The sequence below is a fragment of the Streptococcus sp. 2021WUSS109 genome (assembly GCF_044427305.1).
GTDB lineage: Bacteria > Bacillota > Bacilli > Lactobacillales > Streptococcaceae > Streptococcus > Streptococcus suis.
Window position 1 is genome coordinate 77,995 of record NZ_JAOTGF010000002.1, and the last position, 26,757, is coordinate 104,751.

Below are 26,757 nucleotides of genomic sequence, written 5' to 3' on the forward strand. Positions count from 1 at the left end.
TCCCTCTTCCACTATCTTCTTACAACCAATAATAATCCACTATCAAAAATAGATACATGATAAAGTTAATGACTACTGTGACAGTGATCAACCGTATCAAATACTTCTGTTTTACCGATACACTTACCTGCTCTTTTAACATTAAACATGCCGGAAATAGATAGACTAAAAACGGAGTAAAGTATCTTCCTTGTGCCCCCTGAGAAATTATTGCATTTGGTCCAATAGCTGTCGGTGTCCATGCAAAATACATGCCCGCTACAATGATAGCTACCTGAACAGGGAGTACAAATAACGAAGCAAGACCTTCTGTTTTACTTATCTTTAAATTTCCATCATTAAATAATAATAACGTAAAAATGAAAATATCTATGAAAATTAACCAAAGAGGTAATTGAGTGACAAACCAGCCAAAATAACCAAAAATACCAACCGTTAAAATACCATTAAGATGATCATTTCTATTATTGATAAATAAACTGTTTATCATCACTTTAACAAAGTGCACGACACCACCTCTATTATGTAGGAACAGATAGCTAACAAGTAAAACTAGTCCTAATCCCAAAATAAGAATTGGTAATCTTCTCTTTTGAATCCATTTTAAAATCGAATTAAACTTAGATAAGACACCTTCAAATTCAAAATCAACAAAAAACAACAATGCCAAAAGTAAAATATTATTTGCTTTTGTTAAATATAGTAGCAAGGATAATAATATTAAATTAATAAATTTCCTGGTGGTCAGTACCTTGTCTACCAATAAGTTAACATAAAAAACAAAAAATGCAACAACAGCCAGATAGTTCACCACATCATAAGACAGTGAGCCAGCCTGCTGAATCATCATAGGTAAAAGTGAGACAAAAAACAGCGTCATCTTCCCATACTTTATTTTTTTTATCAAATAGTAGATACCTATAATATAGACTATTGTATTAAAAAGGCGCCCTATAGTGACCATCATACCATATGACGGATAAATCAATTTACCTACAACTAGACCAATTAGCTGAGGTGTACTCATTAACGATTTCAGAGAAAAATCGATAGATAATTTGTCCTTTGAAAAATCACGAATTTTGGTAAAAAGGCTTGAATATTCTGTAGAATCAACTGCATGAATCTCCGGTTCTGAATACGTAAAATCTGCTGCCCGTAATTCATTCATTGCCTCTGTATCTCTACTTGTAGGAGAATCAAATAATATATTCCACGACATAAAAGCATGTGTTGCTTCATCAGGAACCTTTGTCACAGGCATAACAAATATTGAAATTAACAAAAAGGGGATTGCTAACCTTAAAAATAATTTTTCTATCTTCATTCTTGTACTTCCCAATTCAAATGTTTTTGCAATTTTAGATATATTACTAAAGAAATTAAAAACCAAGTCCACATCGAACTCACAAAAGCAATAGCTGCCCCCAATATTCCATAATATTCTACCAGTGGATTAGAAATCAATATGGATAATAGACAAGAAATTGCAAATGAAATTACGAGATACTTTTGCTTCCTCAAAACAGTAAGCATGTTATCACAAATGGTTGCAAAGGTACTCGCAATTCCCCCAAGCATTGTTATAATAAAGCTTAGCCAGTATTTATTAAGATTCGTTCCATAGAGAATATTTAATGCTGGAATCCCCAATACTATCCCCCCGACCAAAACTAACACAGCCAACCCGACAACCATTTTAACGATACGCTTCTGATATTGTTTAAATTGATTATAGTCCCCAGCTCTTCTATATATAGCCAACTGAGTTATCATGGGTCTAAACAAAATCAATAAAATATTCATTGAAAAAACAGGCATAAATAAAATGTTAAAATCCCTTTGAACACCTGTTCCTATAACACCTCTCTCAAAAAAAGTATTGAGAGCATATTTAGGTTGATTATAGATAGTAACAAGTAAAAATGCATTAATAAATAACGGCAAGCATTCTAACAATATATTTTTAATGGCTTTCAAATTAATTTCTTCTTTGATAACCCTCGTAAATTGAAACAAATTCGGAACATCAAAAAAGAAAACAAATAAATATGAGCTAATGACTAGATAGATTAATGAGAGTAGCAGGTTATTGGTTATAAACAAACCAAGTCCAAATGTCAAAATCACAATAGAGTTTCTCAAAAAAAGTGATTTACCTGCAATATCTAGCCGAGCATTTTGTTGGAACAATCCTTGAAAAACATCCGACAGAGCGTCACTTCCACGATACAAACATATTAGGAAAATACAGGCAGATTTTTGAAATTCATATTTAGACAGAAAAATATAGCTTAAGGCAAGTAATAGCATAATAGTGATTGTTATAAGCCTTGTTGCAAGATACTGGCTAAACGAAAACTTTTTCGAAACATCAGTCGCTTGATAATCTCTTACCTGAAAACTAGCAATGATTACAAAAAGATTTGCTACTGCATAAGCAAAACTAAAAATATCAGCCTCTAATTCCGTCAACAAACGTGTTACTAGTAACAATAAAAATATTGATATTGCTGCTGAAGAAATACTTCCTAATAAATTCCAAATAAATATTGTTTTTGGTGATACTATTTTGCTCTTCACACTATCTTCCCCTTGTTTGTCATCCGTTATCCCTAATTTTTTAATAGAGATTTCTTTATCATCTTAAACACACTCACAATCCCAACAGATATTATCTTTAGTGTCCTTCTCAGTCCAATTTGTAAAAATTCCTTCTCTTCAATAATTAAACGCAATTCCCTTTCGCTGAAAAAACTAATCTTTTCCAATATTGGACTCACATTTTCAGTATTCTCGACCACTGCATAATCATTTGATAAATCCCACGCGCTATAAATAAATAATATTGGAACTAGCAATAATCTATCTTCTTTTGAAAAATCAATGTTTCTAAATTTCTCCTCAATCTTTTTATAGTGTTCTGTTTTTATCCAATACCAACTTACTTCTTCTCCGATTATATAAGGCACTTTATAAAAATCAACTTTCTTAGTTCTCGCAAGTGATTCATAAAGTATATTCAATTGACGAATAAGTTCTGGATTGGCCTCACGAAGACTTTTTCTATCATATCTTTGATTAGTTGTTAAGTCTGGAATAACTACAGACAAATTAGATTGTGATTCAAAATTAGAAATCACTGCATCAAATGATGTAAAAAACATTTTCCTCAACTGATACCTGTCAATAATATCCTCTACAGAATATTTTATTTCGTTTGTTTGTTTGACAGTTATATGAGCAAGATATTTGGCATCTCCCATATAGTTATTTACTATTTCAAAAAAATGCAATTCATCTGTGAGTTTTACAATCTGTGCTCTCAATTGGTAGGTGAATAAATATCTCTCAACTATACTAAAATTATTTGAAAAATCAGTTTCTGGCAATGTTATTAGTAACTGGCACCTATCGGCTATTTTGCATAACTCTTCAATATACTCTTCAAAAATAGACACTGATTCTATGTGAACATGAAGAAGTACCGATGTCGAAGATAGAACAGTTTCCATCGTTTGCGAAACCCGTATTTGAGGAATAAAACTCGTACCCGGAATAATTATCTGCCTCAAATGCCTCTCAATTAATTCAACTGGATATTTCGTTTTCATCCTAATAAGATGTAATAAAGAGTATATTCTGTCTGGGTATTCGGTAAAACTCTTTATTTTTATGAATGGAACATTATTTTTAAGTATAACTTCTGGATATTCTAGTGTAACATTTCTATTTTCAAGGGTTTTACAACAAATGGATGTATCTAATACACACTTATAGCTATAGCCCTCTGATAAAAGTATTTTTGTCAATTGACTCTCGTATAATTTTATAACATCTTGAATATCTGTTAACTCACTTACCGATGACCAAAAACCAACAAATGCTTGACTCTGCAAGATTCGTTTTTTAAATACCATAAAATATGACTGTAAATGTTCAGGGACAACTACACTATCTATTTTTGTCTCTAAGTGATTGGTCATTCCCCAAAAATCTACATCAACATCACTGTCAAATTGACTATAATAATCCTCTAGGTTCCAGAGGGGGCCGAAACATGTATCATTCATCAGAGTTACCGAATCATATTGATAAAATGTTACTTGATTCAGCCCTTCTTTCCATGCCGCAAAATCATAACCAATATTATCTCTTTGGATAAAAAAATCAATCAATCGTTCCGACTGTAAATATTGTACTATGTCCTTTGAAACATGGCTGTTAGAAACAAAAACTATGTCTGAATAAATACTTCGTATCGACTTTAATTGATAATAAATATATTCACTGACAACATTATATTTATTATAGTGAACATATACCAACAAACGCGACATTCTGCCTCCGTTATATTTTATTATTCTAGTAGCTCCCATTGGCTATTTCTCTGAATAAACCCGGTTGCTGCGTCTTCCTCTGCAATATTATCAGTGCTAAACTTCCTACTAATAAAAATAGCTGGTGTGTCAGAAGTCTTTGCAAATAATAACGGCTGCTTATTACTATTTCGTACTGACACCGCCATTTTTAATTTAGCCTGATTAATTGAAGGTAGCTTACATTTCACTCGGATAAACTTCTCACCTTTGCCAAACGTTTTTAAATCCATAGAATTGTCGTTATATACATCAAAATGACGTTCTAAATCTAAAAATGTAAATGCAACATGTGTTTCAATATCTTCTAAAACCGTATATTTAAACTCGATTTCAATTGATTCATCTGGTTCAATTTGATTTTTTGAGACCAGGTTAATCTCCAAATCTTTTACAATATCACTCTGATGCAGAGGTTCTTCGTTTTCTGTAACTTCGCTTATTGAGGCAAGCACATTATCAAAACTGTATTGATTAGCTACATCATCAGGTTCTCCTAATGCCTTGACGTATCCTTTCTCTATAAGAAGAGCTTTATTACAATACTTTTTCACAGCTCCCATATCATGGGTGACAAGAATGGTTGTTTTTCCACTTTTTTTACGCTCTAGGAAGTAGTCATTACATTTACGCTGAAAGGCCTCATCACCGACTGCTAGAACCTCATCAAGTATCAGAATATCTCCTTGAGCTTTAATGGCAACTGAAAAGGCTAAACGTACCTGCATACCACTAGAATAATTTTTCAGCTTTTGATTCATGAATTCACTTAATTCCGCAAATTCAACAATATCATCATACATTGCATCAATTTCTTCTGCAGTAAATCCTAACATCGCACCGTTTAGGTATACATTTTCCTTACCAGTTAGTTCCGGATTAAAACCAACACCAAGTTCAATAAAAGAAACTAATTTACCATCCACAGCTACAGTCCCTCTTTCAGGAACATATATTTGAGATAAAATTTTTAACAGTGTCGACTTACCAGAACCATTGCGACCAACAATTCCAAAAAAGTCCCCTTTTTCAACTTCAAAACTGATATCCTGCAAAACATTATACTCTACGTAGCCTTTAATCCCTTTAAATAAATTGACTAAAGTAGTTCTTAGACTCTGACTACTCTCCGTTGGAAGCTTAAAACTCTTGCTAACATGTTCTACTTTTACAGCAATATTATTATTTTTTACCATTACAAAATCTCCGCAAACTTTTTGGCATTTTTTCTAAACACAGTTATACCCAATAGGTAAACAACGACTGGAAGAATATACGGAATTGCCACAATAACAGGATTTTCAATCAATTCACTAACTGTAGTATTCCCAGAATAAACAATAAAATGTCTCAAGTCTTGAATAATTTGTGCAACAGGGTTCAACATCATCAATTTAGCAAATGTTACTTGCCCACGCTGTAAAATAAATGTCAATGAATAAATAATTGGTGTCGCATACAATCCAGCCTGTAAGAACACTTCCCAAATTGGACCAATATCTCTAAATCTTACAAATAAAGAAGATAGGATGAAAGCTATACCTGTTGCTAGTAATGCCAATTCAAAAAACAGTGGGATTATAACTAAAACGGACCAAGTAAAGGGAACCCCGTTAATAGCAGCAAATACAAACACAACCATTAAGTTAATGGCGTAATTAATTGCAGCTCCTGCAACTGAAGAAAGGACGATTATCTCTTTCGAAAAATTCAACTTCCGCAACAAATCCCCGCGTGAAACAATAGACATCATCCCCATATTAGTTGCTTCTGTAAAAAAGTTCCATGTTACCATACCCAATAGTAGCCCTACTGCATAATGAGGAGTTCCATCATCAAAGCGCAAAAAACGAACAAATACTAAATACATAATTGTAAAAAGTAACATCGGTTTCAAAATCGACCAGAGATGTCCAATGAGAGAACCTTGGTAACGTAATTTAAAATCTGTTTTAATCATCTCTCTTAAGAGTATTTGATTTTCTTTATTTAATAAATTCATAGCTATTCCTTATAAGCAAATTTTGTAATAATGAGTGTTGTAAATACCAATGTATGGAAAGCCTTATTTTTCCTCAATCCATATTTTCTTAAAATCCTGAATCGTTCAAGCATTGGTTTATCCATAATGGTTACAAATGCTTCAATTAATTCTCTATTTGACTGAGATAGAGGCATTTGTAGTAAGTGTCGGGCTTGTTTTTGGCTATTTTTGATCAAGTCCCAATAGACCGCAAATAAAATGTGAGGACGAATCCATTTTTTAAAGCGTTTTGAGAGAGTTCGAGCACCTAGTACATTATCCGAATGTTGGCGGTACAGTTCCCCTGGTTGATCAATAAACACCAAATTCCCAAAGGCTGAAGCAAGTAAGGCCAAGTACCAATCGTGCATGAGTATACCATCCGTCTCTTGCCACATTTCAGCGAGAGTATGATTAATCATGGCGACACCGCCAGTCACAGTATTCTCAGTCAACTCTTGCACCAATTCCGTATTGGCATGATGAGATTGAGATTTTACCATGCTTTCAGTCATAATCTCTAAATCTTGATTCACCACTTTTAAATCCATATAAACCATTAAGGGGAGATTAGCTGGATAGTTTTGGGCTTCGTTTAGACTGAGTTCCAATTTATTTGGCAACCAAACATCATCCTGATCACTAAAAAAATAATAGTCAGCCCTATCGTGGTTCACTAGTTTGTGAAAACTTTTAATAACTCCAAGATTGTCACTCTTATCACTATCAATAAGATGAATTCGACTATCTTGACGCTCAAAATCTTTAAGTATTTCTTTTGTATTGTCACTGGAACCATCATCACGGATGAAGAGAGTCCAGTCTGTGTATGACTGTTCTTGAATAGAACGAATTTGCTCAGCTAAGAACTGTTGACCATTGTAGGTCGACATGAGTATGTTTACTTTCATTGTAAAAATAATTCCTCGTACTCACGTGCAATTTTTTCCCATGTATAGGCTTCTTGCATGTGTTTTTTTGCAACTTTTCCAAGCTCAATGGATTCCGCTTGTCCATCTATTTGATCAATCAAATGAGCCAAATTTCCTGCTTCTTTGCTCCAATAATGAGCACCTTGCAGGGCAACTTTTTTATTAAAATCAACACCTAAAACCAAATTTTCATTGGTTTGTGCCAAGGCCTCAAGTAGACCAGGATTAGTACCACCAACTTCATGTCCATGGATATAAGCACGACACTCCTGTCGAAGATATTTAAGCAGTTCTTGATCGTACACCGTTCCAACAAATTTGATACGTGAATCAGATACAAAATCTGTTTCTTCTTTGAGCTGTTGGAAATAAGCAGAGCCTTCATGATTGGCTATAATGACCAAATCGCGTTTTGTCTTGCTGGCCATAAATTCCTTGATAGCTGTTACATAATTATTTTCTGGAACAAAGCGACCAACTATCAGGAAATATTCTTTCTCTTTAATGTTCCAATTTGCAAAATATTGGCGAACTTGTTCAGATTCTTTTGTTAACTTAGTCGGACTTAAATCTGTACCATAGGCAATAAAAGTTGTATTTGTAGCTGAGTATTCAGACTGCAAGTAATCTTCAATACCTTCATTGTCAGCGACAATCAAATCCGCATAACGAACCATCATTTTCTCAGAAAATTTTAGATAACGTTGAACTGGTTTAGCCCATTTTGCTCGTTTCCACTCCAAACCATCTGGATTGACAAACAAGGTACCTCCAACAGAGTGAATCATTTTTGCAAAAGGCACTATGAAGCCACCTATGGTATTTCCCAAAATATAGAAAATTGGTCGCTCTATCTGCTGTTCCTTGATGATTTTAAGGGCATAAGTAATCGCCATCATATCATAAGCAATCACACGAGCCGGTCCAAGTTTTGGTGGATTAATGGTGAAGCAATCTGCACCCAGGTAGGTCGAATGTTGGTGATGACTTGTATCAGACAAGCACGCCACATGGTAATGAATCTTTTCAGATTGTTGGTGACTGACCAATTGTTGGACAAAGGTCTCAAAGCCACCATATTTTGCTGGCAGTCCACGACTACCGATAATAAAAACGTGTTTCATGAATCCTCTCCATCAAATTGCAGTTCTTTTCATTATACCATTTTTTAGTTTTTTTTCCTAATTCTATCCTAGTTTGGTTATAAAGGCTTTTCTTTTTCTACGCCTCTGACTCCACAGTATAGATAAAAACAAATTTTGAGTTAATAAGAAAAATTTGATATAATGTGTACTGGATTTTACACAAAAATATAAAACTTAGAAATGTTAATAAATATGAAATTAATCAAACAGCTTATTCACATACTAATCTCCATCGGATTGATTGGAAGTTTTTTTCTCTATGCACATCTCATTCGAAACGAATTAGGTTCTACAAAAAATGATGGAATGATAGAAATCATCGCAGAACAACCAAACCAAGTAATCGACAGCATCCAAATAAATGGACGCTATATTCATTCATCAGAAATTATAGAAAACCAATGGGGAATCAATGATGCTGATTTAATCCCTAATTTCTCTTCTCTAGGTGAGGAAAATTCACTCATAATTAAATCTTCCTCTTCTGTAAGAACCTTATCATTTGAATACTTTGTTAGTGAAAATCCGACTATTGTAAAAATTAAAGTTGGTGGACAATTGGTTGAATCTGTTGACACATCAACTGGAGATAAATATAAAAATTTAGCCTTTATTGAGCTTCCCTATACTTTACGGATAACTAAAGATAATCAATTTTGGTACCTCCACTTAATAGTCCTTGCTTTAGGTCTAATATGCTTTATCTTAAATGGAGTAACATGGAGAATCAAAAGAAGAGATATCCGTATCTTAACAATATTATTAATCGTTCAATATATATTCACTACTTTTACATTTCCACGTTTATATCGCAATGAATTAGTGCTATTTAATTCGAACTTTAATAAAATGGAAACTCAACAGCTATTAGTTGCACTGACTTACCTTATATTTTTTAGTCTTTTGGGATACAAACAACTCCGAGGTCATATCTCTAAAGCCTTCAAAACGATTAGTCTATCAGTGATTTATCTTCTAGTTCCCATTTTTTCATTATTTATTATTGAAAATAGCTATTCACAATTCTCTACTCTTTCCCCAAACAGTCTTTGGAACAATCTAATCATTATCGGAGTCCTCTACCTAATACTGGTCTTTACAACTAATCTACGATTTGCCAGCCTATTAATTCTATCTGCTTCAGTATTTATTGGTATAAGTAACCAACTTTTGATTGACAGCCGTGGTGCTCCTCTATTATTTTATAATCTTTTTCAAATTACAGACGGATTAAATGTAGCTTCTAGCGTAGCAATTAATATCAACAATCGAATGCTACAAAGCATGGTATTTTCTTATATCTTATTGACCTTCTTTTTCTTTATCCCCAAATTATATTTACCAAAACTTCTACCTTCTAGAACGTTTTATTCTAGTTATGATTTCAAATGGCCGAAACGTTTCAGCAGAATTTTACTGGGCTATATAACTTTAATAACAATCGTTCCAATGATTAATAAAACTGTCGTCTCTAATGCAAATATATCATTAAACTACTGGAGAATGTACGTCACCTATGGTCAATTTGGGCTACCACTCTCACTCGCCTCTTTCTATGAAGATAGTAAAATAACTAAGCCTGAGGGATATTCACTCCCAAAACTTAATGAAGTTCTTGAGAAGTACCCTCCTGAAACAGAAAATCAAACAATCAGACCTAATATTATCTTTATACAGAATGAATCACAGAGTGATTTTTCAAACTTACAGGGCTTAAATATGGAGCCTAATCCGCTATCAAACCAACATGCTTTAACAGACAATACTATTCATGGCACCCTAAACGTCTCTGTTTTCGGCGGTGGTACTGCAAATACCGAGTATGAAGTGCTGACAAGTAACCCAATCAGTTTATTATCCTCTAATTTATTCCCATATCAGCAGATTATCACACAAGAACGTCCAAGTTTCGCAACTTATCTAAAAAATAAAAATTACGACACCGTAGCTCTACATCCTCAATCTGGAAATAATTACAACCGCAATGCAGTGTATCCTCTACTAGGGTTTAATAAATCTTATTTTTTAGATTCGGAACCTGCTATTAGTAGCTTAGCACCACTAACAATTGATCGTGGCTGGCCATCTGATCAATTCTTGTTCAACGGAATAAAAGAACTTTATACCCAAAAAGGAGACCAGCCTCTATTTAGCTTTGTTGTTACCATGCAAGGACATGGAGGCTATCCAAGTACGGAAGAAATTTATCCTCGCGAAGTCAGCATTAATGGTTCAACATCTGAATACTTAGCTGAAACAGAATTTTTGACCAGCATGAAAAGAACAGATGAAGCATTTGCAGATTTAATTACTTTCTTTAGCACTTACAAAGAGCCAACGGTCATCGTCATGTACGGCGATCACCAACCTAGTTTGACTCAAGAATTTTACGCACAATTTATGGATGAAAATAATCCTGCCGCTAAATATTCTACCCCTTTAGTGATTTGGTCGAATTTTGATATTAGGGAGCGCGAATCTACAACAATCAGCCCAAACTATCTCGTTCCATATTTGATGGATATTTTATCCGAATCCGACTATGCCCTTCCTCGATCACCTTACCAACAATTTTTGAGTGATATGCAAATCCAAGCACCTATCATTACTAGCTGGGGAAATATCGATAATAATGGCCAACAAATTGAAGATCTATCAACCCTACCACTTTACCAAACATACTTACAACTAGAATACAATAGTGCCATTGACAAACAACCTTTAACAGATTTATATGAGTGATAAAAATAGCCTTGCTCGTTCTTGAGCAAGGCTATTTTATCATCAATCATCCAAAAAACTTAATTATCTAAAAGATAAAGCTTGTAATTCTCGATAATTGATCGTAATTTTTCACCATATTTCGGATCAGTAGCATATCCTGATTGTCTTAGCGCAAGAATCGCTTGTTGATAATCAGTTGCCTCTCTGAAACTCTGGTAATTTTTTATTCTCCACGGAGTAGAGGTAAAGAACTTAGCATAGTCTGCTACACTTTCATTCCATGAATTATATTTTCTAAACAAGTGCTTTTCTTGCTTCTTCTCACCATCACGGTATTCATTGGTAATGATTTCAATTGTAGCACCTGTCCACGCAGCATCCGCTTTGATGCCAAAAAGATTATTCCCATGAGTTGCCAAGTATGACGTTCCCCATGCACTTTCGAGGATGGCTTGAGATAACATGACGCTCGAAAGGATAGAATTAACTTTTGAACTTTGTTCAATTGCAGGTACTAGATTAGCTATGAAACTTTTTTGATCATTAGAAAGTTTTCCTGTTTCAATACCTGTACCTGCAATTTCTACTTTCCCTCAACAGCACCATACCAATTCATTACGCCTTGTGCCAATGCTTTCGCAAGGCGAGTGTGGTAAGAATCTTGTTTGATAACTTGCAACTCCGAAGGATTATCCATAAATCCTAGCTCTACTAGAATAGCAGGAATTGCTGTCTCACGAAGGACTGCAAAAGTTTCTCTTCTTACGCCACGGTTAACTGCACCTGTTTCTTTAATTAAACTCTCCTGGACCTTGTTGGCTAAAATCTCACTTTCAGCTAAACGAGTAGGGTTATTATGCATTTCTTTATTAATTTTAGGTTGGTATTCTGGATTATATTGATACCAGTATGTTTCGATACCAGTCGCATTCGAAACTCCTGCTCCCGTCGCATTAAAATGAATACTAATAAATAAATCTGCGTTACTTGCATTCGTCATTCGTGAACGCTCTGTTTTGAAGTCTACATCATAATCACCTGTACGGGTCATCAAAACATTGATTCCATATTTCAAGAGATTTTCACGCAACTTATTTGAAACAGACAATGCAAGATTTTTTTCATGTACGCCACCGTAAGAAGCGCCCGAGTCTCGCCCTCCATGTCCTGGGTCAATATAGACTGTGTAGGATCGCTGTGCTGACGGATTTGATAAGTGAGTCGTTGTACCACCTGCACCTGTCAAACCACCATTTGAATCTTTATAATATAAATGAACCGTGTAGGTACCTGTGCGGTACTTATGGTCCTTCTTATTGACAGTTAACTTATAACTGCCATCTGATTGACGAGTGGCTTCATACCAACGTAAATCATCCGTCTGGGACCAAGTAGGTAAAATAACACTTGCTATATCTTTCGGCGATGAAACATTAGTAACACGAACATCAAAGGTACCTTGGGCATCGTTACGATTTTCAATTGTGATGGTGCCTGTTGGCTTCGCTTCTGATAAATGAGTCGTTGTACCACCTGCACCTGTCAAACCACCATTTGAATCCTTATAATATAGATGAACCGTGTAGGTACCTGTGCGGTACTTATGGTCCTTCTTATTGACAGTTAACTTATAACTGCCATCTGATTGACGAGTGGCTTCATACCAACGTAAATCATCCGTCTGGGACCAAGTGGGTAAAATAACACTTGCTATATCTTTCGGTGATGAAACATTAGTAACACGAACATCAAAGGTACCTTGGGCATCATTACGATTTTCAATTGTGATTGTACCTGTTGGCTTCGCTTCTGATAAATGAGTTGTTGTTCCACCAGCACCTGTCAAACCACCATTTGAATCCTTATAATATAAATGAACCGTGTAGGTACCTGTGCGGTACTTATGGTCCTTCTTATTGACAGTTAACTTATAACTGCCATCTGACTGACGCTTTGCTTCATACCAACGTAAATCATCTGACTGCGACCAGGTCGGCAAGATAACACTCGCTATATCCTTAGGAGAAGAGATATTGGTAACACGAACATCGAAGGTACCTTGGGCATCGTTACGATTTTCAATTGTGATGGTGCCTGTAGGTTGTGTAACATTGACCGAACTGGAAGCTGTACTGACTCGAGCACTTGGAACACTTGTAGAGCCATTCGAACTTCCTGCAATCGTATTGGAAGAACTTCTGGTCAGCAAATTCGAAGTACTACTTGTTGCACCTGTTGTCAAACTAGAATTAACCGTTGAGCTTGTAGTAGTCGAAGTTGCTTCCTCCTCAATTTTAGACGAGATTGCATTGCTATTATTCAAAGCAGTAGGCTTCTCAGCCGCGCTTACGACATCCTTCTTCCATTCAAAACTATAATCTGATAAGGTCTGAAAACTTCCATCTGTTAATTGTGCCGTTAACTTCAGCGAAAAGACTTGGTCTTCCTCCGCAAATACAGACCGATCCAAAACCGCTACGTATCTACCTTGCTCATCCATTGAGAATGCGACAGTAATTCCGCTATTTGCTTCAGAGCGAAACTGGGCTGTAACACCAATAATTTCCCCTTGAATGTTCGACAGAATAGCTTTAATCTGTCCAGCCTCATCAACGACAGATAACTGCCCGCCAGTTTCAGCAACCTGAGATGAAGAAACTTGACTAGATGGGGCATTTACCACATCCGCTTGAACAAGCTGAGCATTCAACGCGGATGCACACAAAGAAAGAAATAATAACGTTCTTTTTTTCACAAATATCTCCTTTATGTATTTCACATGTAAAAACAACTATATTTCTCAAAATAGATGCAATTACACTAATCTTCTATTTTTCTTCTTGCTTCTTTGTCAATAACCAACCAGCAAAAATTGTTATGAGTCCTAGTACAGTTAATGGAAGACTAGATTTCCCTGAAGTTTTTGGCAATACCTTAGCATTATCATTTGGGATAACCTTTTTCTGACCTGCTTCGGAAATATTGCCTTTGCCTGTAGCTACATCAGAAATCTGACCGCCCCCTTGACCTGGAACGGTCTGCAAATCATTTGAGCCATTTGTAGCGCTTTGACTTGTTTGTACCCCGGTATTTTCAGTCTTAGCTGTACTTTTATCCTCGACTTTTGATTGTAGACTAGCAGTTAGTTCTGCAATCTGTCGGTCCATTTCTGAAAAGTCATACGGAAATTTTGGTTGCGAAGCAGTTGCAAGAGCTTGACCATATCCTATAGTGGCAGATGTAATAGTTTCTAAATTAGAGTTTCCACTTTCCAACAATCCAGCTAATTCTTGTCCGGTTGCTTCTGCATAAGCAATATAATTATCAATCGCTGCCGACTCTTTATTCAGTAGTTCAACGATAACTTCTCTAGCGTATTTCAATGCAGCCAATTCTGCTTCAGGAGTACTTGCATCATCTTCAGCCTCGTACTTAGAAACTATAGCCGCTGCTTCTTCTCTTCCGCTTTTTCCAGCGACTGTAAGTGTCTCAAATAAGTAATGGTAATGTTGGGCTATGCTACCAATTAAATTTGCTTTAAGTTCATCTAAAACAACAGCTTGCTCTGCTGTTAAGCTTGCCTTCAAGTCTGCAATTTCTTCATCCCATGCAGCTTCAGCACTACCCGATGCCATTTCTTCCATCATTCCCTCAAGAAACGCTAATCCATATTCTTGCATATCGATAGTCATTTTAGCTTGAATATATTCACGTACGGCAACTTTTTCATCATCAGTTAAATGATAGGTCGTACTTTGACTTGTCTCTGCTGCTACAACTGGAACAGCTCTGGACGGTAATGTAGCACCTCCTAGTAAAGCCAGAAAAATTCCTGACATCAACAACGACTTAACAATCGCTTTCTTTTTCATACACATCTCCTGTAAACTATTTCTTTTCTTGTTTGTAAAATGCTTCCAAAGCTTCTTGCCAAGTTGGGATGACAAAGCCTGTGGCTTTTGCCTTGTCCAAGCTCATGGTTGAGTTGAATGGACGTTTTGCCTTAGCTGGGAATTGGCTAGAATCCACTGGCAATACCTTGGTATTGGTATCCTTGAGGATTTCCGTAGCAAAGTCAAACCAAGTCGTATCTTCTGCTGCATCGTTTGACAAATGATAGTAGCCAAATGCTTGCTTGGTGTCCACCAAGTGTACCATGAATTCCGCAAGTGTGCGTGTCCAGGTTGGGCGACCGTGTTGGTCATTGACAACCGTCAAAGTATCGCGGGTTTCCGCAAGATTTTGCATAGTGAAAACAAAGTTTTTACCGTAGTTCCCAAAGACCCAAGCCGTACGAACAATGTAGAACTTGTCTGCAAACTTCTCAACTGCTTCCTCACCCAAGCGCTTGGTACGACCGTATTCAGATTGCGGATCTGGTTGGTCATCTACTTGCCACTCTTGACCCACTGGCAAATCACCATTGAAGACATAGTCTGTAGAGATATAAACGAGGGTTGCACCGTATTTAGCAGCTACCTTGGCAACATTTTCAGAGCCTGTTACGTTAATCTTGTAGTTGAGTTCTTTGCCTTCATCTTCTGCCATATCAACAGCTGTATAGGCTGCACAGTGGTAAACAACGCTTGGCTTAACTTCTGCAAAGAAGGCATCCACCTTGTCTGCATCCGTGATGTCCATTTCTGCTACGTCAGCGGCAACGTACTCAACACCACGCTCATCCAAGAGATAACGCAATTCTGTACCCAACTGACCATTTGCACCTGTAATTAAAATCATATTTGCTCCTCATTTCAAGAAAGGCTTGGGCATGAGCCCCAGCCTTCAATTGTCTTATTTAATAACTTCTTGCGTCTTCGCATAGTTGGCTTCAACGGCTTCTTTTTCAGCCATCCACCAATCTTGGTTGTCTGTGTACCACTGGATTGTTTCTTCCAAACCTTGAGAGAAATCTGTGAATTGTGGTGTCCAACCAAGCTCATCACGAAGTTTGCTTGCGTCAATAGCATAGCGTAAATCGTGTCCTGCACGGTCAGTCACGTGGTCATAAGCATCTTTTGGTTGACCCATTTTTTCAAGAATCAATTCAAGCACTTCTTTGTTGTTCTTCTCACCGTCAGCACCGATTAGGTAAGTTTCACCCATACGGCCTTTTGTCAAGATCGCCCAAACACCAGTCGAGTGGTCATTAGTATGAATCCAGTCACGGACGTTTTTACCTTCACCGTAAAGTTTTGGCTTGATACCTGCCAAGATGTTGGTGATTTGGCGTGGGATAAATTTCTCGATGTGTTGGTATGGACCGTAGTTGTTTGAACAGTTTGAAATAGTCGCTTTAACACCAAATGAACGCACCCATGCTTTAACAATCAAATCTGAAGCAGCCTTGGTTGATGAGTAAGGTGATGATGGGTTGTAGTTGGTTTCTGCAGTAAATTTCTCGCCTGGACCTTCGCCATGACCTGGCAAATCTTCACGCAAAGGAAGGTCACCGTATACTTCGTCGGTCGATACATGGTGGAAACGGATGTCGTATTTACGAGCCGCTTCAAGAAGAGTATAGGTACCGATAAAGTTGGTATGGATAAATGGGCTTGGATCGTTGAGAGAGTTGTCGTTGTGGCTTTCTGCCGCATAGTGAACAATGGCATCTGCCTTAGCAGCCAATTTGTCAACCAACTCAGCATCTGCAATGTCGCCAACAACCAGCTCAACACGGTCACCAAGAATAGCTTCCAAGTTAGCCTTGTTTCCTGCATAAGTAAGTTTATCCAAAACAGTTACGTGAACGTCTGGATGATTGTTATATACATAGTGTACAAAGTTTGAACCGATGAAACCAGCGCCACCAGTCACGATAATATTTTTAAATTGAGACATTTTTTTCTCCGAAAAGTTTTTTTCTTTTTTGTGTGTCATCTTAGGTAGTGGGGTCGTAAGCAACCACCAAGGTGTTTCATTACTAAACCATGAGCCTAAGGTCTCATGGTTTCCCCCGCTCCTTAGCAAAGCAAAGGAGCTTCTCACTACGGCGATGACACACAGAACTGCTCGCTTCGCTCGCTTTTTTACCTCAAGATTTCCTTCAAGTAAGCAATCTTGGCAAAATCTTTTTGATTGTTATTTTCTGCACGGTAGGAATCTTTTGAAGAGGCTTTGTAGATTTTCAGGTATTGTTCGAGTGTCGGTAGGTAATAGCGAACACCTGCAGTTTCTAGTTCTTCCAAATCTTCTAGCTCTACACCAGCAAATTCAGGCAGTGAATGTAGACCTCCGAATTCAACAGATAAGCCATCTTTATGAAATTCATGTTCGTGACGATCAACCAGGACATAGCCGAGTTGATTCATCATGGCAATCAGCTCATCTGCACGGTAAATCCGCTCCTCATCTGGCGCTTCCCATCCCCGTGGATCACTAGGCACATGAATATCAAGGTCCCTTGCCTGCCAATCTCGTCCTGTCCGCCTTTCCAGGCCGACAGAGCCCATCAGCAGGGGAGTGATCCCAAGCTTGTTTAACTGCTCTGCTATTTCTAAAAAGGCTTGAAACATTAGAGGTCCTCTTTCCTTAAAGGCTTAACGTCTTTGAGGAGTGGGTGGTTTTTATCTGCTTCTGAGACTTCTGCTTCTTCTAGGTTCTCCCATTTAATGTCGAGACTAGGGTCTGCGTAGTTGACAAAGGCATACTTGGGCTTGAGTTCCAAAGCCCAGTAGTCGTTAACCAAGTAGCTGTATGATACAAAGTCTGACAGAACTTGGAAACCATTGGCTACTCCGCGCGGAACGAAGATACCTTTTGAAGCATCTATAATAGTTTGATAGGTATTCCCAAAAGTCTCACCCTCACGAAGATCGACCCAAGTTCCCAAGACCTTACCACCGTCCGCCACAGAGATGTATTTATCCCAAGGCTCTGCATGAAGACCACGAAGAACGTTTTTGCGAGAGAAGGAAACATTATTTTGCAATTTTCCTTCTGCAAAGAAGCTTTCAGGGAAGCCGAGCGGCACCATTTTTTCCTTTTGGAAGTTCTCCTTGAACCAGCCACGGTTGTCACCATGAACAGGAATGTCGAATTCTAACATTCCTGGAATGGCTTCAACAGGACGAGCTGCTAGTGTTTTACCGAAAAAGTTTTCTGTCATTAGGCTTCTCCAATCAAACGGAGCAAGTATTGTCCGTATTCATTTTTCTTAAGTGGCTGTGCCAATTCATGTACTTGTTCTTTTGTAATGTAACCCATGCGGTAGGCAATTTCTTCCAAGTTAGCCACTTGAACGTTTTGCAAACGTTGAACCGTTTCAATGTACTGTGCAGCTTCCAAGAGGCTTTCATGCGTACCTGTATCTAACCAGGCAAATCCACGGCCCATAAGCTCAACAGATAAGTCACCACGGTCTAAGTAAGCCTTGTTGACATCTGTGATTTCCAACTCACCACGAGGTGAAGGCTTGATATTTTTCGCAATCTCCACCACATCATTGTCATAGAAATAAAGACCAGTAACAGCAAAATTCGATTTTGGCTCTTCTGGCTTTTCTTCGATAGAAATAGCATTCATATCTGCGTCAAACTCGACAACACCAAAGCGTTCTGGGTCTTTTACTTGGTAACCAAAGACAGTCGCGCCCTTTTCTTTGCTGGCTGCACGTTGCAACATCTTGGTCAATCCATTGCCGTGGTAGATGTTATCGCCAAGGATCAAGGCTACATTGTCATCACCGATAAATTCTTCACCGATAATAAAGGCTTGCGCCAAACCATCTGGACTTGGTTGTTCTGCATATGAAAGTGAAATTCCAAGTTCAGAACCATCTCCTAACATATCCTTAAAACGTGGAAGATCTTGCGGAGTTGAAATAATCAAAATATCTTTGATTCCAGCCAACATCAATGTTGACAATGGATAATATATCATTGGTTTATCGTAAATTGGCATCAACTGTTTTGAAGCTGCGCGCGTTAAAGGATACAAGCGTGTACCTGACCCACCAGCTAGAATAATACCTTTCATATAAGAGTACCTTCCCTAAATTAATATCAGTTCATTATACCATATTTTTAAAGATATTGTCATAAGAAAAAAGCCTGTGACGACAGACTTTAACAAATTATCCTAAGGCAACATCCAAAATCATCATGATGATAAAACCGACCATTAAGCCCAGAGTTGCAATATCCGTATTGCCATTTGTCTGCGACTCTGGAATGAGCTCTTCTACGACGACAAAAATCATGGCTCCTGCCGCAAAGGAGAGGGCATAAGGTAAAATAGGTGTCATAAAGGTAACCGCAAAAGCACCGATGACTGCTGCAATCGGCTCGACAATCGCTGACATTGATCCCCAGTAAAAAGCTTTCCACCTAGATGCGCCGTCTGTACGAATTGGAATAGCTAAGGCTGCACCTTCAGGAATATTTTGTATACCAATCCCAATAGCAAGGCCGATTGCGCCGATAAAAGCTGCTGGACTATAGTTAGAAGCAAGTGCACCAAATGTAACACCGACTGCCAAGCCTTCAGGAATATTGTGAATTGTAATGGCTAAGAAGAGCAGGGCTGTTTTGGATAGATTTTTTCTCTCCTTCTCACCACCGCCTTCTGCCTTATCTTTATCATTTCCCAAATGCAAATGCGGAACCCAGGCATCTACCAAGCGTAAAAAAATACCACCTGCTGCAAAACCTACTGCTGCTGGTATCCAAGCCAAATTGCCGTATGAACTTTCAGCATACTCAATCGATGGAGCTAATAAAGACCAAAAAGAAGCCGCAATCATAACACCTGCTGCAAAGCCTAGCATGGTGTCTAGCAAACGACGGCTAACTGTCTTAAAGAAAAATACAACGGCAGATCCCATAATCGTACAAAACCATGTGAATAAACCACCTAGCAAAGCCTGTAGAACTACAGACTGATTAGTAAACCAAGTCATAACTAACATCCTATCCTGTTTAATCTTGCATATCCTATAAATTAAGATACCCTAATTTATTATAAAATTCAAGCTTTTTCACTTAAATAAATAAGAAAATATCTAAAAAATAAAAGACCTAAAACTACATTAAATGTCGTCTTGGTCTTTCCATAATTAGGTACTGATTAATTTATCACAAATGTCTAAACGGATTGGTTGAAACAGTTGAAGGTAGAATTTCGACATCCCAACCTTCATTTGCCTTCCATGTTTCCAACAATTCAGCAATTTTCTTGATAAACAAGGCTTCGATATGATGACCTGGATCAATAGCCAGCAAGCCTTGTGTCAACATATCCTGACCCGTATGGTAGTAAATATCGCCTGTGATATAAACATCTGCTCCCTTGGCAAGAGCCTCATGGTAATAGGAACCACCACTGCCTCCACAGATGGCTACACGGCTGACATATTGCTTGGCTTGATGCCCATAGGTCACTAGACGGACAGCATCTAGACCAAAGACAGACTTGACTTTCAATGCCAATTCTTCCAAGGTCTGCTCTGCTATTGTCCCCACACGACCAAGCCCCTGCCCCTCGGCAGTTTCAATCAAGTAGGTAGTATCTTGAATTTCTAATAGTTCACAGAACCAGTCGTTAAGACCACCCTCAACCACATCAATATCTGTATGACTAACATAGACTGCAATATCATGCTTAATCAAATCAAGATACATTTTAGTTTGCGGATTATCAGCCACTAAATCCTTTATTGGACGAAAAATCGGAGCATGCTTGACGATAATCAAATCCACCTTTTTATCAATCGCCTCTGCCACTGTTGTCTCACGAATATCCAGAGCCACCATGACACGTTGAATCTCTTTATTAAGGGTACCGATTTGCAACCCTTTGACATCGCCTTCCATAGCCAAAGAAGGGGGACAAAAGGCTTGATAGCGCTCAATAACTTGACTAGCTAACATGGACTACCTCCTGAATTTGTTGGATCTTTTGGGAAATGGCAAAGCGGTCACCTTGGCGTTCAGATGGAACTTGTTCCAAAGCAAAACTTAATTTTTCAAGTTCTCTTCTCCACTTTTTGACGAAAACTGGTGAGGCCTCCTCTAGTAGATAGGGACCAAAACGATGTTCAACTTCTGACAATCTCATCTGTCCTGATTCTGCAACGAGGACTTCATATAACTTGCCATTTTCTTCCAGAATCTTTTCAGCAACCAATCTAAAACCATTTTTTTCCAACCATCGCCGCACATCATCTTCACGATTATTTGGCTGGAGTATCAAACGTTCAATAGTCGCAAGTTTTTCTTTACCTGCTTCTAAGATTTCCGCAATCAAGCGTCCCCCCATACCTGCTATGGTCACGGCAGTCATCTGGTCAGACGTCTCAAATGCGCCTAAGCCATTTGCCAAACGGACTAGAATTTTTTCTGTTTGTCCCGCCTGCTCTACATTCTGGAGCGCTGACTGATAGGGACCTTGAACGACTTCCCCCGCAATGGCAAAATCAATACGCCCCTGCTCTACCAAAAAAAGAGGGAGATAAGCATGGTCACTCCCTACATCAACTAGACGTGCCCCTTGTGGGACAAAACTTGCGACTGTTTCCAGCCTTTTAGATAATTTTGTTTCCATATCAATCTTTCCAGAGATCCATTGCATCAAGAAAGTCACTTGAAACAGTCACATTCTTAGGAGTCTGAATTTCTCTTTCTGCATTTTTCGCTTCTACTTGCGCAACTGTAGTAATTCCCTCACGGCGCCAGTTTCGTAGAATAGCTTGGATGTATTTCCAATTTGTTTTGTTGTTAAAAACAGCTTCTTTCAAGGCTGCACGAACCAAATCAATCGAAGTTTTGTCTTCCTCAATAGTCTTCTGCAAATCTTCGATTTCAAACGGCGATAAAAAGCGGCCCAATTCACGTTCAAAATCACCCACCAAGGTCTTCAAATCATTCTCTGGTTGCACAATCTCAACTGCCTGTTTTGGAGTTAACAGAACATCCAATTTTTCAAAAGCAGGAAGTGCATCGAATATCATTTCAATTTCACCAGCAATACTGATTGTCTTAAATTCTAAGAGTCCAGCATCTTGGAGATTTTCAATAGCTTGATTGACCTGAGCAACTGTTTTACCAGTAGCTTGAGCAATCTCACTAGGCGCTAATGATTCGATAGCTGAAGAATTTTGATATAAGAAAAACTGCCAAATCAAAAAATCATCTGCCGACGGAAAAAGCTCTTGATAGTGGAATAATATTGCTGCTGGCAGGACCAAATGTCCCTGACGAAATTGCTGTGAATAGTTCATACTTCCTCTTTAAAGACTAGCTGACTGGGCTGATTGTTCAAAGATATGCCAGTCGTATGGAGTTTCTTGATAGACAGCATAATTCACCCAGTTGGTAAAGAATTGTGCTGCTGGTAAATTCCAAGAGAGAGATGGTTTGCTTGTAGGGTCATCTTCTTTGAAATAATTTTCCGGTAAATGGGGATTTTTTCCAGCTATACAATCACGTTGATATTCCTTAGCTAGTGTATCCCTATCATACTCTAAATGTCCAAAACTATAAATTTCTCTTAAATCCTTGCTGGCTAAGATGGATAGGCCAACTTCTGGACCTTGTGATAAAATCGTCAACCCACTCAGATGGGCAATATCTACCTCCCTTACTTCCGTATAACGGGAGTGTGGTGAACGAAATTCATCGTCAAATCCACGCATAAGAGGGCTAGTTGGATTAGTCACTTCTTGACAATATACGCCTGATAGTTTTCGAGACATACTGTGTTTGGGTACACCATAGCGTGCATACAAACCTGCCTGTGCACCCCAACAAATGTGCAATGTTGAATAAACATGTGTTTTTGACCAATCAAAAACTTGAGTAAGTTCTTGCCAGTAATCAACTTCCTCAAAAGGTAAATTTTCAACTGGTGCTCCTGTCACGATGAGCCCATCAAAATAGCTATCCCTGACCTGCTCAAAAGTCTTATAAAACTGCTTCAAATGGTCCGAGTGTGTATTTTTGGACTCGTGACTAGCCATGTAGAGAAATTCAACCTCTAGCTGTAAAGGAGTGTTAGCCAAAAGACGGAGCAACTGAGTCTCCGTCACTATCTTCTGTGGCATGAGATTGAGAATAAGGATTTTGATAGGACGAATGTCCTGATGACTAGCTCGGTCACTATCCATCACAAAAATATTCTCTTTTCTCAAAATTTCAACTGCTGGTAATGATTTTTCAATTTTAATTGGCATAAGCAACCTCCCAATTTTCTTATATTTATTATAAGACAGGTTGCTATGCAATTCAATTAGAATAAAAATAGGACCAGTTATAAGTTTTGGCTATAACCTTAGATTAATAGTGCATCAAAACCTTGTAGTCGTAATCACCGATTGCTTCGCGGCCTTTCAAATCATCTAGCTCAATCAAGAAGGCACAGCCAGCAACGATACCGCCAAGCTTTTCAATCATTTCGATCGTTGCTTTTACAGTACCACCAGTCGCCAACAAGTCATCGACAATCAAGACACGTTGTCCTGGTTTGATTGCGTCTGCATGCATCGTCAATGTATCTACACCATATTCTTTTTCATAGTCAGCTGAGATAACCTCACGTGGTAACTTACCTGGCTTACGAACTGGTGCAAAACCGATTCCCAATTCAAAGGCAACTGGACATCCAACGATGAAACCACGCGCCTCTGGCCCAACAATCATATCGATTTGCTTATCTGTCGCATACTGAACGATTTCACGTACTGCATAGCTATAAGCATTTCCATCTGCCATCAAAGGGCTAATGTCACGGAATTCGATACCTTCTTTTGGATAGTTAGGAATTGTTGCGATGTAATCTTTTAAGTTCATTTGTCTCTCTCTTTTTAAAAATAATTTTTACTCTTCATTATACCATGAAATTGTTATTTGGTACATTTCAGACCTATATCTTTAGCAAATCGTCTCCTCAAATTCGCAACACAAGCTGCCCTACTATGTCCACCATAGGAAAAGCTTCCTTGATGATTAAAGTAAGACCGCTCCCAGCCAACCTCATTTCTTCCTTTATCAACTGATAAAAGCTAGTTGAGGCAAAAATAGTAGCTTCTTTTATGAAATTTTGAACAAATGCTGGGATGTCTTCTTGTTTTAGAGGCAACAGTTGTTTCAGGAAAACCTTTTTGATAGCTCTTTCTGACCATCCTACCCGCCGTAATTCAATTAGTGCGTGCTTTATTTCGGTTATCTGTTCAAGATTTTTCAACAAACCTTTTTGCCTGATAAACCAATAAGTGTAGAGAAGCGTTCCAATCACTCCAACAACAACCAGAGCCTCTACTGTCATCAAACGCGACCACATAGCCATTCATAAATTTCCTGAACGGTGCCAAGCGCCATCAACTCTTGTTGGATAACTGTTTCTTTCAATTCTTGATATATTTGACTTTCTGAAATCTCTCGCTTCTGTGCCTCTTTGTTGACCCGCATGACCCCATCCGTAATCGTGACAAATTCTAATTCTTGGAAAATCTGAATCATTTTAACCAATAGACTGTCCTTAATTTTTAAGTAAACAGCCAAATCTTTCAGTTTGTAGCGAACATCAAACTCATCAAATTGGTAAATAGTCTTATACAATTTAGCGAATTGTTCTCGGCTACCATAACCATCTAGATAGTACGGTTTGGCAATTTCGTTTTTAAAATAAATGGCTTCAAATTCTCTTTCCTGAAAATAGCTACGCAGACTACTGAGGTCCTCAGGCAAGTTAGCCAAGACAATTGCTTTGTTATCTGCTACTGGATTTTCAATGTCCAAAATTGGGACTCCTGCAGGAATAGGATGTTGTTTTCCACGAATATTATAAAGTTGAACACCGTTGACCCGAGCATCAACCAACATGAGCTGAAGACTAGTATTGCCATTCCATTGATTGACAGACAAGGTGACAGCTAGTTCTAAGCCCTTGGCCTGTGAAAATTCCAAGGCTAGATTGCCCTTACCAAAAGCAACCACATCAAATCCTGCAGCACCTTTAGTAATGCGTAGTTTCAAATGGGCATTATTCTGCCCCATGGTTCTTGCTGATTCCACCTGAAAGTCTCTGATGTAGAATACAGGCTTTTTATTATCCATGCCGTAAGGCGCAAGCTTCTCGAAAGATTTTAGAGTATCTAGGGTTAATTCCTCTAAATCCAATTCTTCATCTAAGACCAGCGAAGACTTGCTGGATAAATCCAATTTATTTTCGATAATGTAGTCTGTCAAGGTCAGAGCAAGCTCTTCAAGTTTGTCAACTTCCAAGGTCATACCTGCTGCACCAGCATGACCACCAAAGGCGATAAATAGGTCCTGATGATCTTTAAGTGCCTTGAAAATGTCAACTGCTTCAACAGAACGAGCCGAACCCTTTGCCTTACCATCTTCAATAGACAAGACGATAACAGGCTGGTGCAATTCTTCTAGTAGGCGTCCTGCTACAATCCCTAAAACACCTGGGTTCCAACCTTCTTTAGCCAGAACTTGAACAGGTCTATCATGACGGAGCATGGTTTTTGCTTCATCGTAAATTGCTTGGACAACATCCTTACGCTCGACATTCTTACTGTCAATCATGAGAGCAATCTCATGGGCCTCTTCGTCATCAAAACCAGTCAGTAATTCGATGGCTGGATTAGGATCATCAAGTCGACCAAGGGCATTCAACCTCGGAGCAAGTTGGAAACCAACTGTTTCTTCATCAATACTGTCGATGTCAATACCAGCTATCTTTATCAACTCTTGCAAACCTGCTCGCTCAGTCTGTTTGAGAAGCGAGAGACCATATTTGACCATGACACGATTCTCATCGGTCAAGCTAACCATATCAGCGATAGTGCCAATTGCGACCAAATCCAGCAAGTCTGCATGAACCGTTTCAAGAAGGGCACAGGCCAATTTGAAAGCCACACCGCAACCTGCCAAATGTTTGAAGGGATAATTTCCCTCTGGATGCTCTGGATGTACAATCGCATAGGCATTGGGAAGGGTTTCCTGCATGGAATGGTGGTCTGTCACGACAACATCGACACCCATTTCCTGGGCATAGGCAATCGCTTCATGACCCGCTACGCCATTGTCCACCGTCACAATAAGAGAAATCCCCTGCTGCTCGATAAAATACTTGTAAACTGATTGATTTGGCCCATAGCCATCTGTGAAACGATTGGGAAGATAAACTTGGACTTCTGCCCCCATTTCCTCCAGGGTTTCTTTCAGAATAGATGCCGAGGTCATGCCGTCTGCGTCATAATCTCCATAAATCAAAATTTGTTCGTAATCTTCGATTGCTCGGCGAATCCGCTCTACCGCCTTGTCCATATCATGTAGTAAATAGGGATCGTGAAGGTCTTCTAAGCTTGGTTGTAAGAAAGTATGCAATTCTTCCGCCGAATGGATGCCACGTTCATACAGCAACTTAGCCGCTACCGAGTCCACTCCTTCTTTTTTAGCAATTTTGATAAATTGTTCATCAGAAAAACCGGTCAATAATTGCCAGTCATAATTGGGTTTTATCACGTTTTTTTACTCCTTAATACTCAAAATCACAAGTAACCTGTAACTTTTCCGAGTATAAACTATCTTTCTATTATACCATTT

General features: G+C 38.3%; 24 protein-coding genes. 1 reads left to right on the forward strand and 23 read right to left on the reverse strand.

Annotated features, from left to right (window positions below):
- Positions 1–19: 19 nt before the first annotated feature.
- Genes ODU37_RS01300 through cps2T form a run of 7 tightly spaced genes read right to left on the reverse strand, consistent with a single transcriptional unit; the run spans position 20 to position 8,458 of the window.
- Complete coding sequence (locus tag ODU37_RS01300; protein ID WP_249562243.1) at positions 20–1,327, reverse strand: DUF2142 domain-containing protein; 1,308 nt, start codon at positions 1,325–1,327, stop codon at positions 20–22.
- Entirely contained in the window at positions 1,324–2,583 is a 1,260-nt protein-coding gene (locus ODU37_RS01305; RefSeq protein WP_024378821.1) for a polysaccharide biosynthesis C-terminal domain-containing protein, read from the reverse strand. Before ODU37_RS01305 ends, ODU37_RS01300 begins: the two co-directional genes overlap by 4 nt.
- A 32-nt stretch (positions 2,584–2,615) precedes the next feature.
- Positions 2,616–4,379: a rhamnan synthesis F family protein gene (locus tag ODU37_RS01310; RefSeq protein WP_249562244.1), complete on the reverse strand. Its 1,764-nt coding sequence runs from the start codon at positions 4,377–4,379 to the stop codon at positions 2,616–2,618.
- Positions 4,361–5,575 carry an ABC transporter ATP-binding protein gene (locus tag ODU37_RS01315; protein WP_148115686.1) on the reverse strand — a complete coding sequence of 405 codons (1,215 nt, stop codon included), beginning with the start codon at positions 5,573–5,575 and terminating at the stop codon, positions 4,361–4,363. The genes ODU37_RS01310 and ODU37_RS01315 overlap by 19 nt, the downstream gene beginning before the upstream one ends.
- Positions 5,575–6,381, reverse strand: coding sequence for an ABC transporter permease (locus ODU37_RS01320; protein ID WP_136670608.1), 807 nt, complete (start codon positions 6,379–6,381; stop codon positions 5,575–5,577). The genes ODU37_RS01315 and ODU37_RS01320 overlap by 1 nt, the downstream gene beginning before the upstream one ends.
- 2 nt (positions 6,382–6,383) lie before the next feature.
- Positions 6,384–7,313 carry a glycosyltransferase family 2 protein gene (locus tag ODU37_RS01325; protein WP_249562245.1) on the reverse strand — a complete coding sequence of 310 codons (930 nt, stop codon included), beginning with the start codon at positions 7,311–7,313 and terminating at the stop codon, positions 6,384–6,386.
- Entirely contained in the window at positions 7,310–8,458 is a 1,149-nt protein-coding gene (gene cps2T, locus ODU37_RS01330) for a beta 1-4 rhamnosyltransferase Cps2T (RefSeq protein ID WP_249562246.1), read from the reverse strand. The genes ODU37_RS01325 and cps2T overlap by 4 nt, the downstream gene beginning before the upstream one ends.
- A 213-nt stretch (positions 8,459–8,671) precedes the next feature.
- On the opposite strand from cps2T, the gene ODU37_RS01335 reads away from it, so the two are divergent.
- Positions 8,672–11,221, forward strand: coding sequence for an LTA synthase family protein (locus ODU37_RS01335; RefSeq protein ID WP_249562247.1), 2,550 nt, complete (start codon positions 8,672–8,674; stop codon positions 11,219–11,221).
- Between the two features lie 59 nt (positions 11,222–11,280).
- On the opposite strand, the gene ODU37_RS01340 is transcribed toward ODU37_RS01335, so the two are convergent.
- From ODU37_RS01340 to recJ, 16 genes are all read right to left on the reverse strand, one after another.
- Complete coding sequence (locus ODU37_RS01340; protein WP_347269329.1) at positions 11,281–11,784, reverse strand: glucosaminidase domain-containing protein; 504 nt, start codon at positions 11,782–11,784, stop codon at positions 11,281–11,283.
- 2 nt (positions 11,785–11,786) lie between these two features.
- Positions 11,787–13,958 carry a GBS Bsp-like repeat-containing protein gene (locus tag ODU37_RS01345; protein WP_172001777.1) on the reverse strand — a complete coding sequence of 724 codons (2,172 nt, stop codon included), beginning with the start codon at positions 13,956–13,958 and terminating at the stop codon, positions 11,787–11,789.
- 73 nt (positions 13,959–14,031) lie between these two features.
- Complete coding sequence (locus tag ODU37_RS01350) at positions 14,032–15,075, reverse strand: LPXTG cell wall anchor domain-containing protein (RefSeq protein WP_044753558.1); 1,044 nt, start codon at positions 15,073–15,075, stop codon at positions 14,032–14,034.
- Between the two features lie 16 nt (positions 15,076–15,091).
- A complete protein-coding gene (gene rfbD, locus ODU37_RS01355; RefSeq protein WP_105121787.1) occupies positions 15,092–15,943 on the reverse strand; it encodes a dTDP-4-dehydrorhamnose reductase in 852 nt (283 codons plus the stop codon).
- Between the two features lie 54 nt (positions 15,944–15,997).
- Positions 15,998–17,044 carry a dTDP-glucose 4,6-dehydratase gene (gene rfbB / locus ODU37_RS01360; protein ID WP_249562250.1) on the reverse strand — a complete coding sequence of 349 codons (1,047 nt, stop codon included), beginning with the start codon at positions 17,042–17,044 and terminating at the stop codon, positions 15,998–16,000.
- A gap of 188 nt (positions 17,045–17,232) precedes the next feature.
- A complete protein-coding gene (locus ODU37_RS01365) occupies positions 17,233–17,718 on the reverse strand; it encodes a phosphoribosylanthranilate isomerase (protein WP_249562251.1) in 486 nt (161 codons plus the stop codon).
- The gene (locus tag ODU37_RS01370) at positions 17,718–18,311 is read right to left on the reverse strand and encodes a dTDP-4-dehydrorhamnose 3,5-epimerase family protein (RefSeq protein WP_105095450.1); all 594 of its coding nucleotides are present in this window, start codon (positions 18,309–18,311) and stop codon (positions 17,718–17,720) included. Before ODU37_RS01370 ends, ODU37_RS01365 begins: the two co-directional genes overlap by 1 nt.
- Positions 18,311–19,180, reverse strand: coding sequence for a glucose-1-phosphate thymidylyltransferase RfbA (rfbA, locus tag ODU37_RS01375; protein WP_014637723.1), 870 nt, complete (start codon positions 19,178–19,180; stop codon positions 18,311–18,313). Before rfbA ends, ODU37_RS01370 begins: the two co-directional genes overlap by 1 nt.
- Before the next feature lie 97 nt (positions 19,181–19,277).
- Entirely contained in the window at positions 19,278–20,102 is an 825-nt protein-coding gene (locus tag ODU37_RS01380) for a ZIP family metal transporter (RefSeq protein WP_249562252.1), read from the reverse strand.
- Between the two features lie 175 nt (positions 20,103–20,277).
- On the reverse strand, positions 20,278–21,072 hold the full coding sequence (locus ODU37_RS01385; RefSeq protein WP_105155277.1) for a Nif3-like dinuclear metal center hexameric protein: 795 nt from the start codon (positions 21,070–21,072) through the stop codon (positions 20,278–20,280).
- Positions 21,062–21,745, reverse strand: a complete 684-nt coding sequence (locus ODU37_RS01390) for a tRNA (adenine(22)-N(1))-methyltransferase TrmK (RefSeq protein WP_024386905.1) — start codon at positions 21,743–21,745, stop codon at positions 21,062–21,064. The genes ODU37_RS01385 and ODU37_RS01390 overlap by 11 nt, the downstream gene beginning before the upstream one ends.
- 1 nt (position 21,746) lies before the next feature.
- Positions 21,747–22,421, reverse strand: a complete 675-nt coding sequence (locus ODU37_RS01395) for a DnaD domain-containing protein (RefSeq protein ID WP_105141342.1) — start codon at positions 22,419–22,421, stop codon at positions 21,747–21,749.
- A gap of 9 nt (positions 22,422–22,430) precedes the next feature.
- A complete protein-coding gene (gene metA, locus ODU37_RS01400) occupies positions 22,431–23,372 on the reverse strand; it encodes a homoserine O-succinyltransferase (RefSeq protein ID WP_024394391.1) in 942 nt (313 codons plus the stop codon).
- Between the two features lie 103 nt (positions 23,373–23,475).
- Positions 23,476–23,988 (reverse strand): adenine phosphoribosyltransferase, encoded by a 513-nt coding sequence (locus tag ODU37_RS01405; protein WP_002937136.1) that lies wholly within the window; start codon positions 23,986–23,988, stop codon positions 23,476–23,478.
- 97 nt (positions 23,989–24,085) lie between these two features.
- Complete coding sequence (locus ODU37_RS01410; protein ID WP_238140463.1) at positions 24,086–24,463, reverse strand: hypothetical protein; 378 nt, start codon at positions 24,461–24,463, stop codon at positions 24,086–24,088.
- On the reverse strand, positions 24,463–26,676 hold the full coding sequence (gene recJ, locus ODU37_RS01415; RefSeq protein WP_249562253.1) for a single-stranded-DNA-specific exonuclease RecJ: 2,214 nt from the start codon (positions 26,674–26,676) through the stop codon (positions 24,463–24,465). The genes ODU37_RS01410 and recJ overlap by 1 nt, the downstream gene beginning before the upstream one ends.
- Positions 26,677–26,757: the final 81 nt, after the last annotated feature.

Bases quoted from the DNA above. Each gene is read 5' to 3' on its own strand.
- ODU37_RS01380 (WP_249562252.1), bottom strand. From the start codon at position 20,102: ATGACTTGGTTTACTAATCAGTCTGTAGTTCTACAGGCTTTGCTAGGT.
- metA (WP_024394391.1), bottom strand. From the start codon at position 23,372: ATGCCAATTAAAATTGAAAAATCATTACCAGCAGTTGAAATTTTGAGA.
- ODU37_RS01370 (WP_105095450.1), bottom strand. From the start codon at position 18,311: ATGACAGAAAACTTTTTCGGTAAAACACTAGCAGCTCGTCCTGTTGAA.
- rfbB (WP_249562250.1), bottom strand. From the start codon at position 17,044: ATGTCTCAATTTAAAAATATTATCGTGACTGGTGGCGCTGGTTTCATC.
- ODU37_RS01315 (WP_148115686.1), bottom strand. From the start codon at position 5,575: ATGGTAAAAAATAATAATATTGCTGTAAAAGTAGAACATGTTAGCAAG.
- rfbD (WP_105121787.1), bottom strand. From the start codon at position 15,943: ATGATTTTAATTACAGGTGCAAATGGTCAGTTGGGTACAGAATTGCGT.
- rfbA (WP_014637723.1), bottom strand. From the start codon at position 19,180: ATGAAAGGTATTATTCTAGCTGGTGGGTCAGGTACACGCTTGTATCCT.
- ODU37_RS01385 (WP_105155277.1), bottom strand. From the start codon at position 21,072: ATGTTAGCTAGTCAAGTTATTGAGCGCTATCAAGCCTTTTGTCCCCCT.
- ODU37_RS01395 (WP_105141342.1), bottom strand. From the start codon at position 22,421: ATGAACTATTCACAGCAATTTCGTCAGGGACATTTGGTCCTGCCAGCA.
- ODU37_RS01325 (WP_249562245.1), bottom strand. From the start codon at position 7,313: ATGAAAGTAAACATACTCATGTCGACCTACAATGGTCAACAGTTCTTA.
- ODU37_RS01365 (WP_249562251.1), bottom strand. From the start codon at position 17,718: ATGTTTCAAGCCTTTTTAGAAATAGCAGAGCAGTTAAACAAGCTTGGG.
- ODU37_RS01405 (WP_002937136.1), bottom strand. From the start codon at position 23,988: ATGAACTTAAAAGATTACATCGCAACAATTCCTAACTATCCAAAAGAA.
- ODU37_RS01300 (WP_249562243.1), bottom strand. From the start codon at position 1,327: ATGAAGATAGAAAAATTATTTTTAAGGTTAGCAATCCCCTTTTTGTTA.
- ODU37_RS01310 (WP_249562244.1), bottom strand. From the start codon at position 4,379: ATGGGAGCTACTAGAATAATAAAATATAACGGAGGCAGAATGTCGCGT.
- ODU37_RS01390 (WP_024386905.1), bottom strand. From the start codon at position 21,745: ATGGAAACAAAATTATCTAAAAGGCTGGAAACAGTCGCAAGTTTTGTC.
- ODU37_RS01410 (WP_238140463.1), bottom strand. From the start codon at position 24,463: ATGACAGTAGAGGCTCTGGTTGTTGTTGGAGTGATTGGAACGCTTCTC.
- cps2T (WP_249562246.1), bottom strand. From the start codon at position 8,458: ATGAAACACGTTTTTATTATCGGTAGTCGTGGACTGCCAGCAAAATAT.
- ODU37_RS01320 (WP_136670608.1), bottom strand. From the start codon at position 6,381: ATGAATTTATTAAATAAAGAAAATCAAATACTCTTAAGAGAGATGATT.
- ODU37_RS01350 (WP_044753558.1), bottom strand. From the start codon at position 15,075: ATGAAAAAGAAAGCGATTGTTAAGTCGTTGTTGATGTCAGGAATTTTT.
- ODU37_RS01335 (WP_249562247.1), top strand. From the start codon at position 8,672: ATGAAATTAATCAAACAGCTTATTCACATACTAATCTCCATCGGATTG.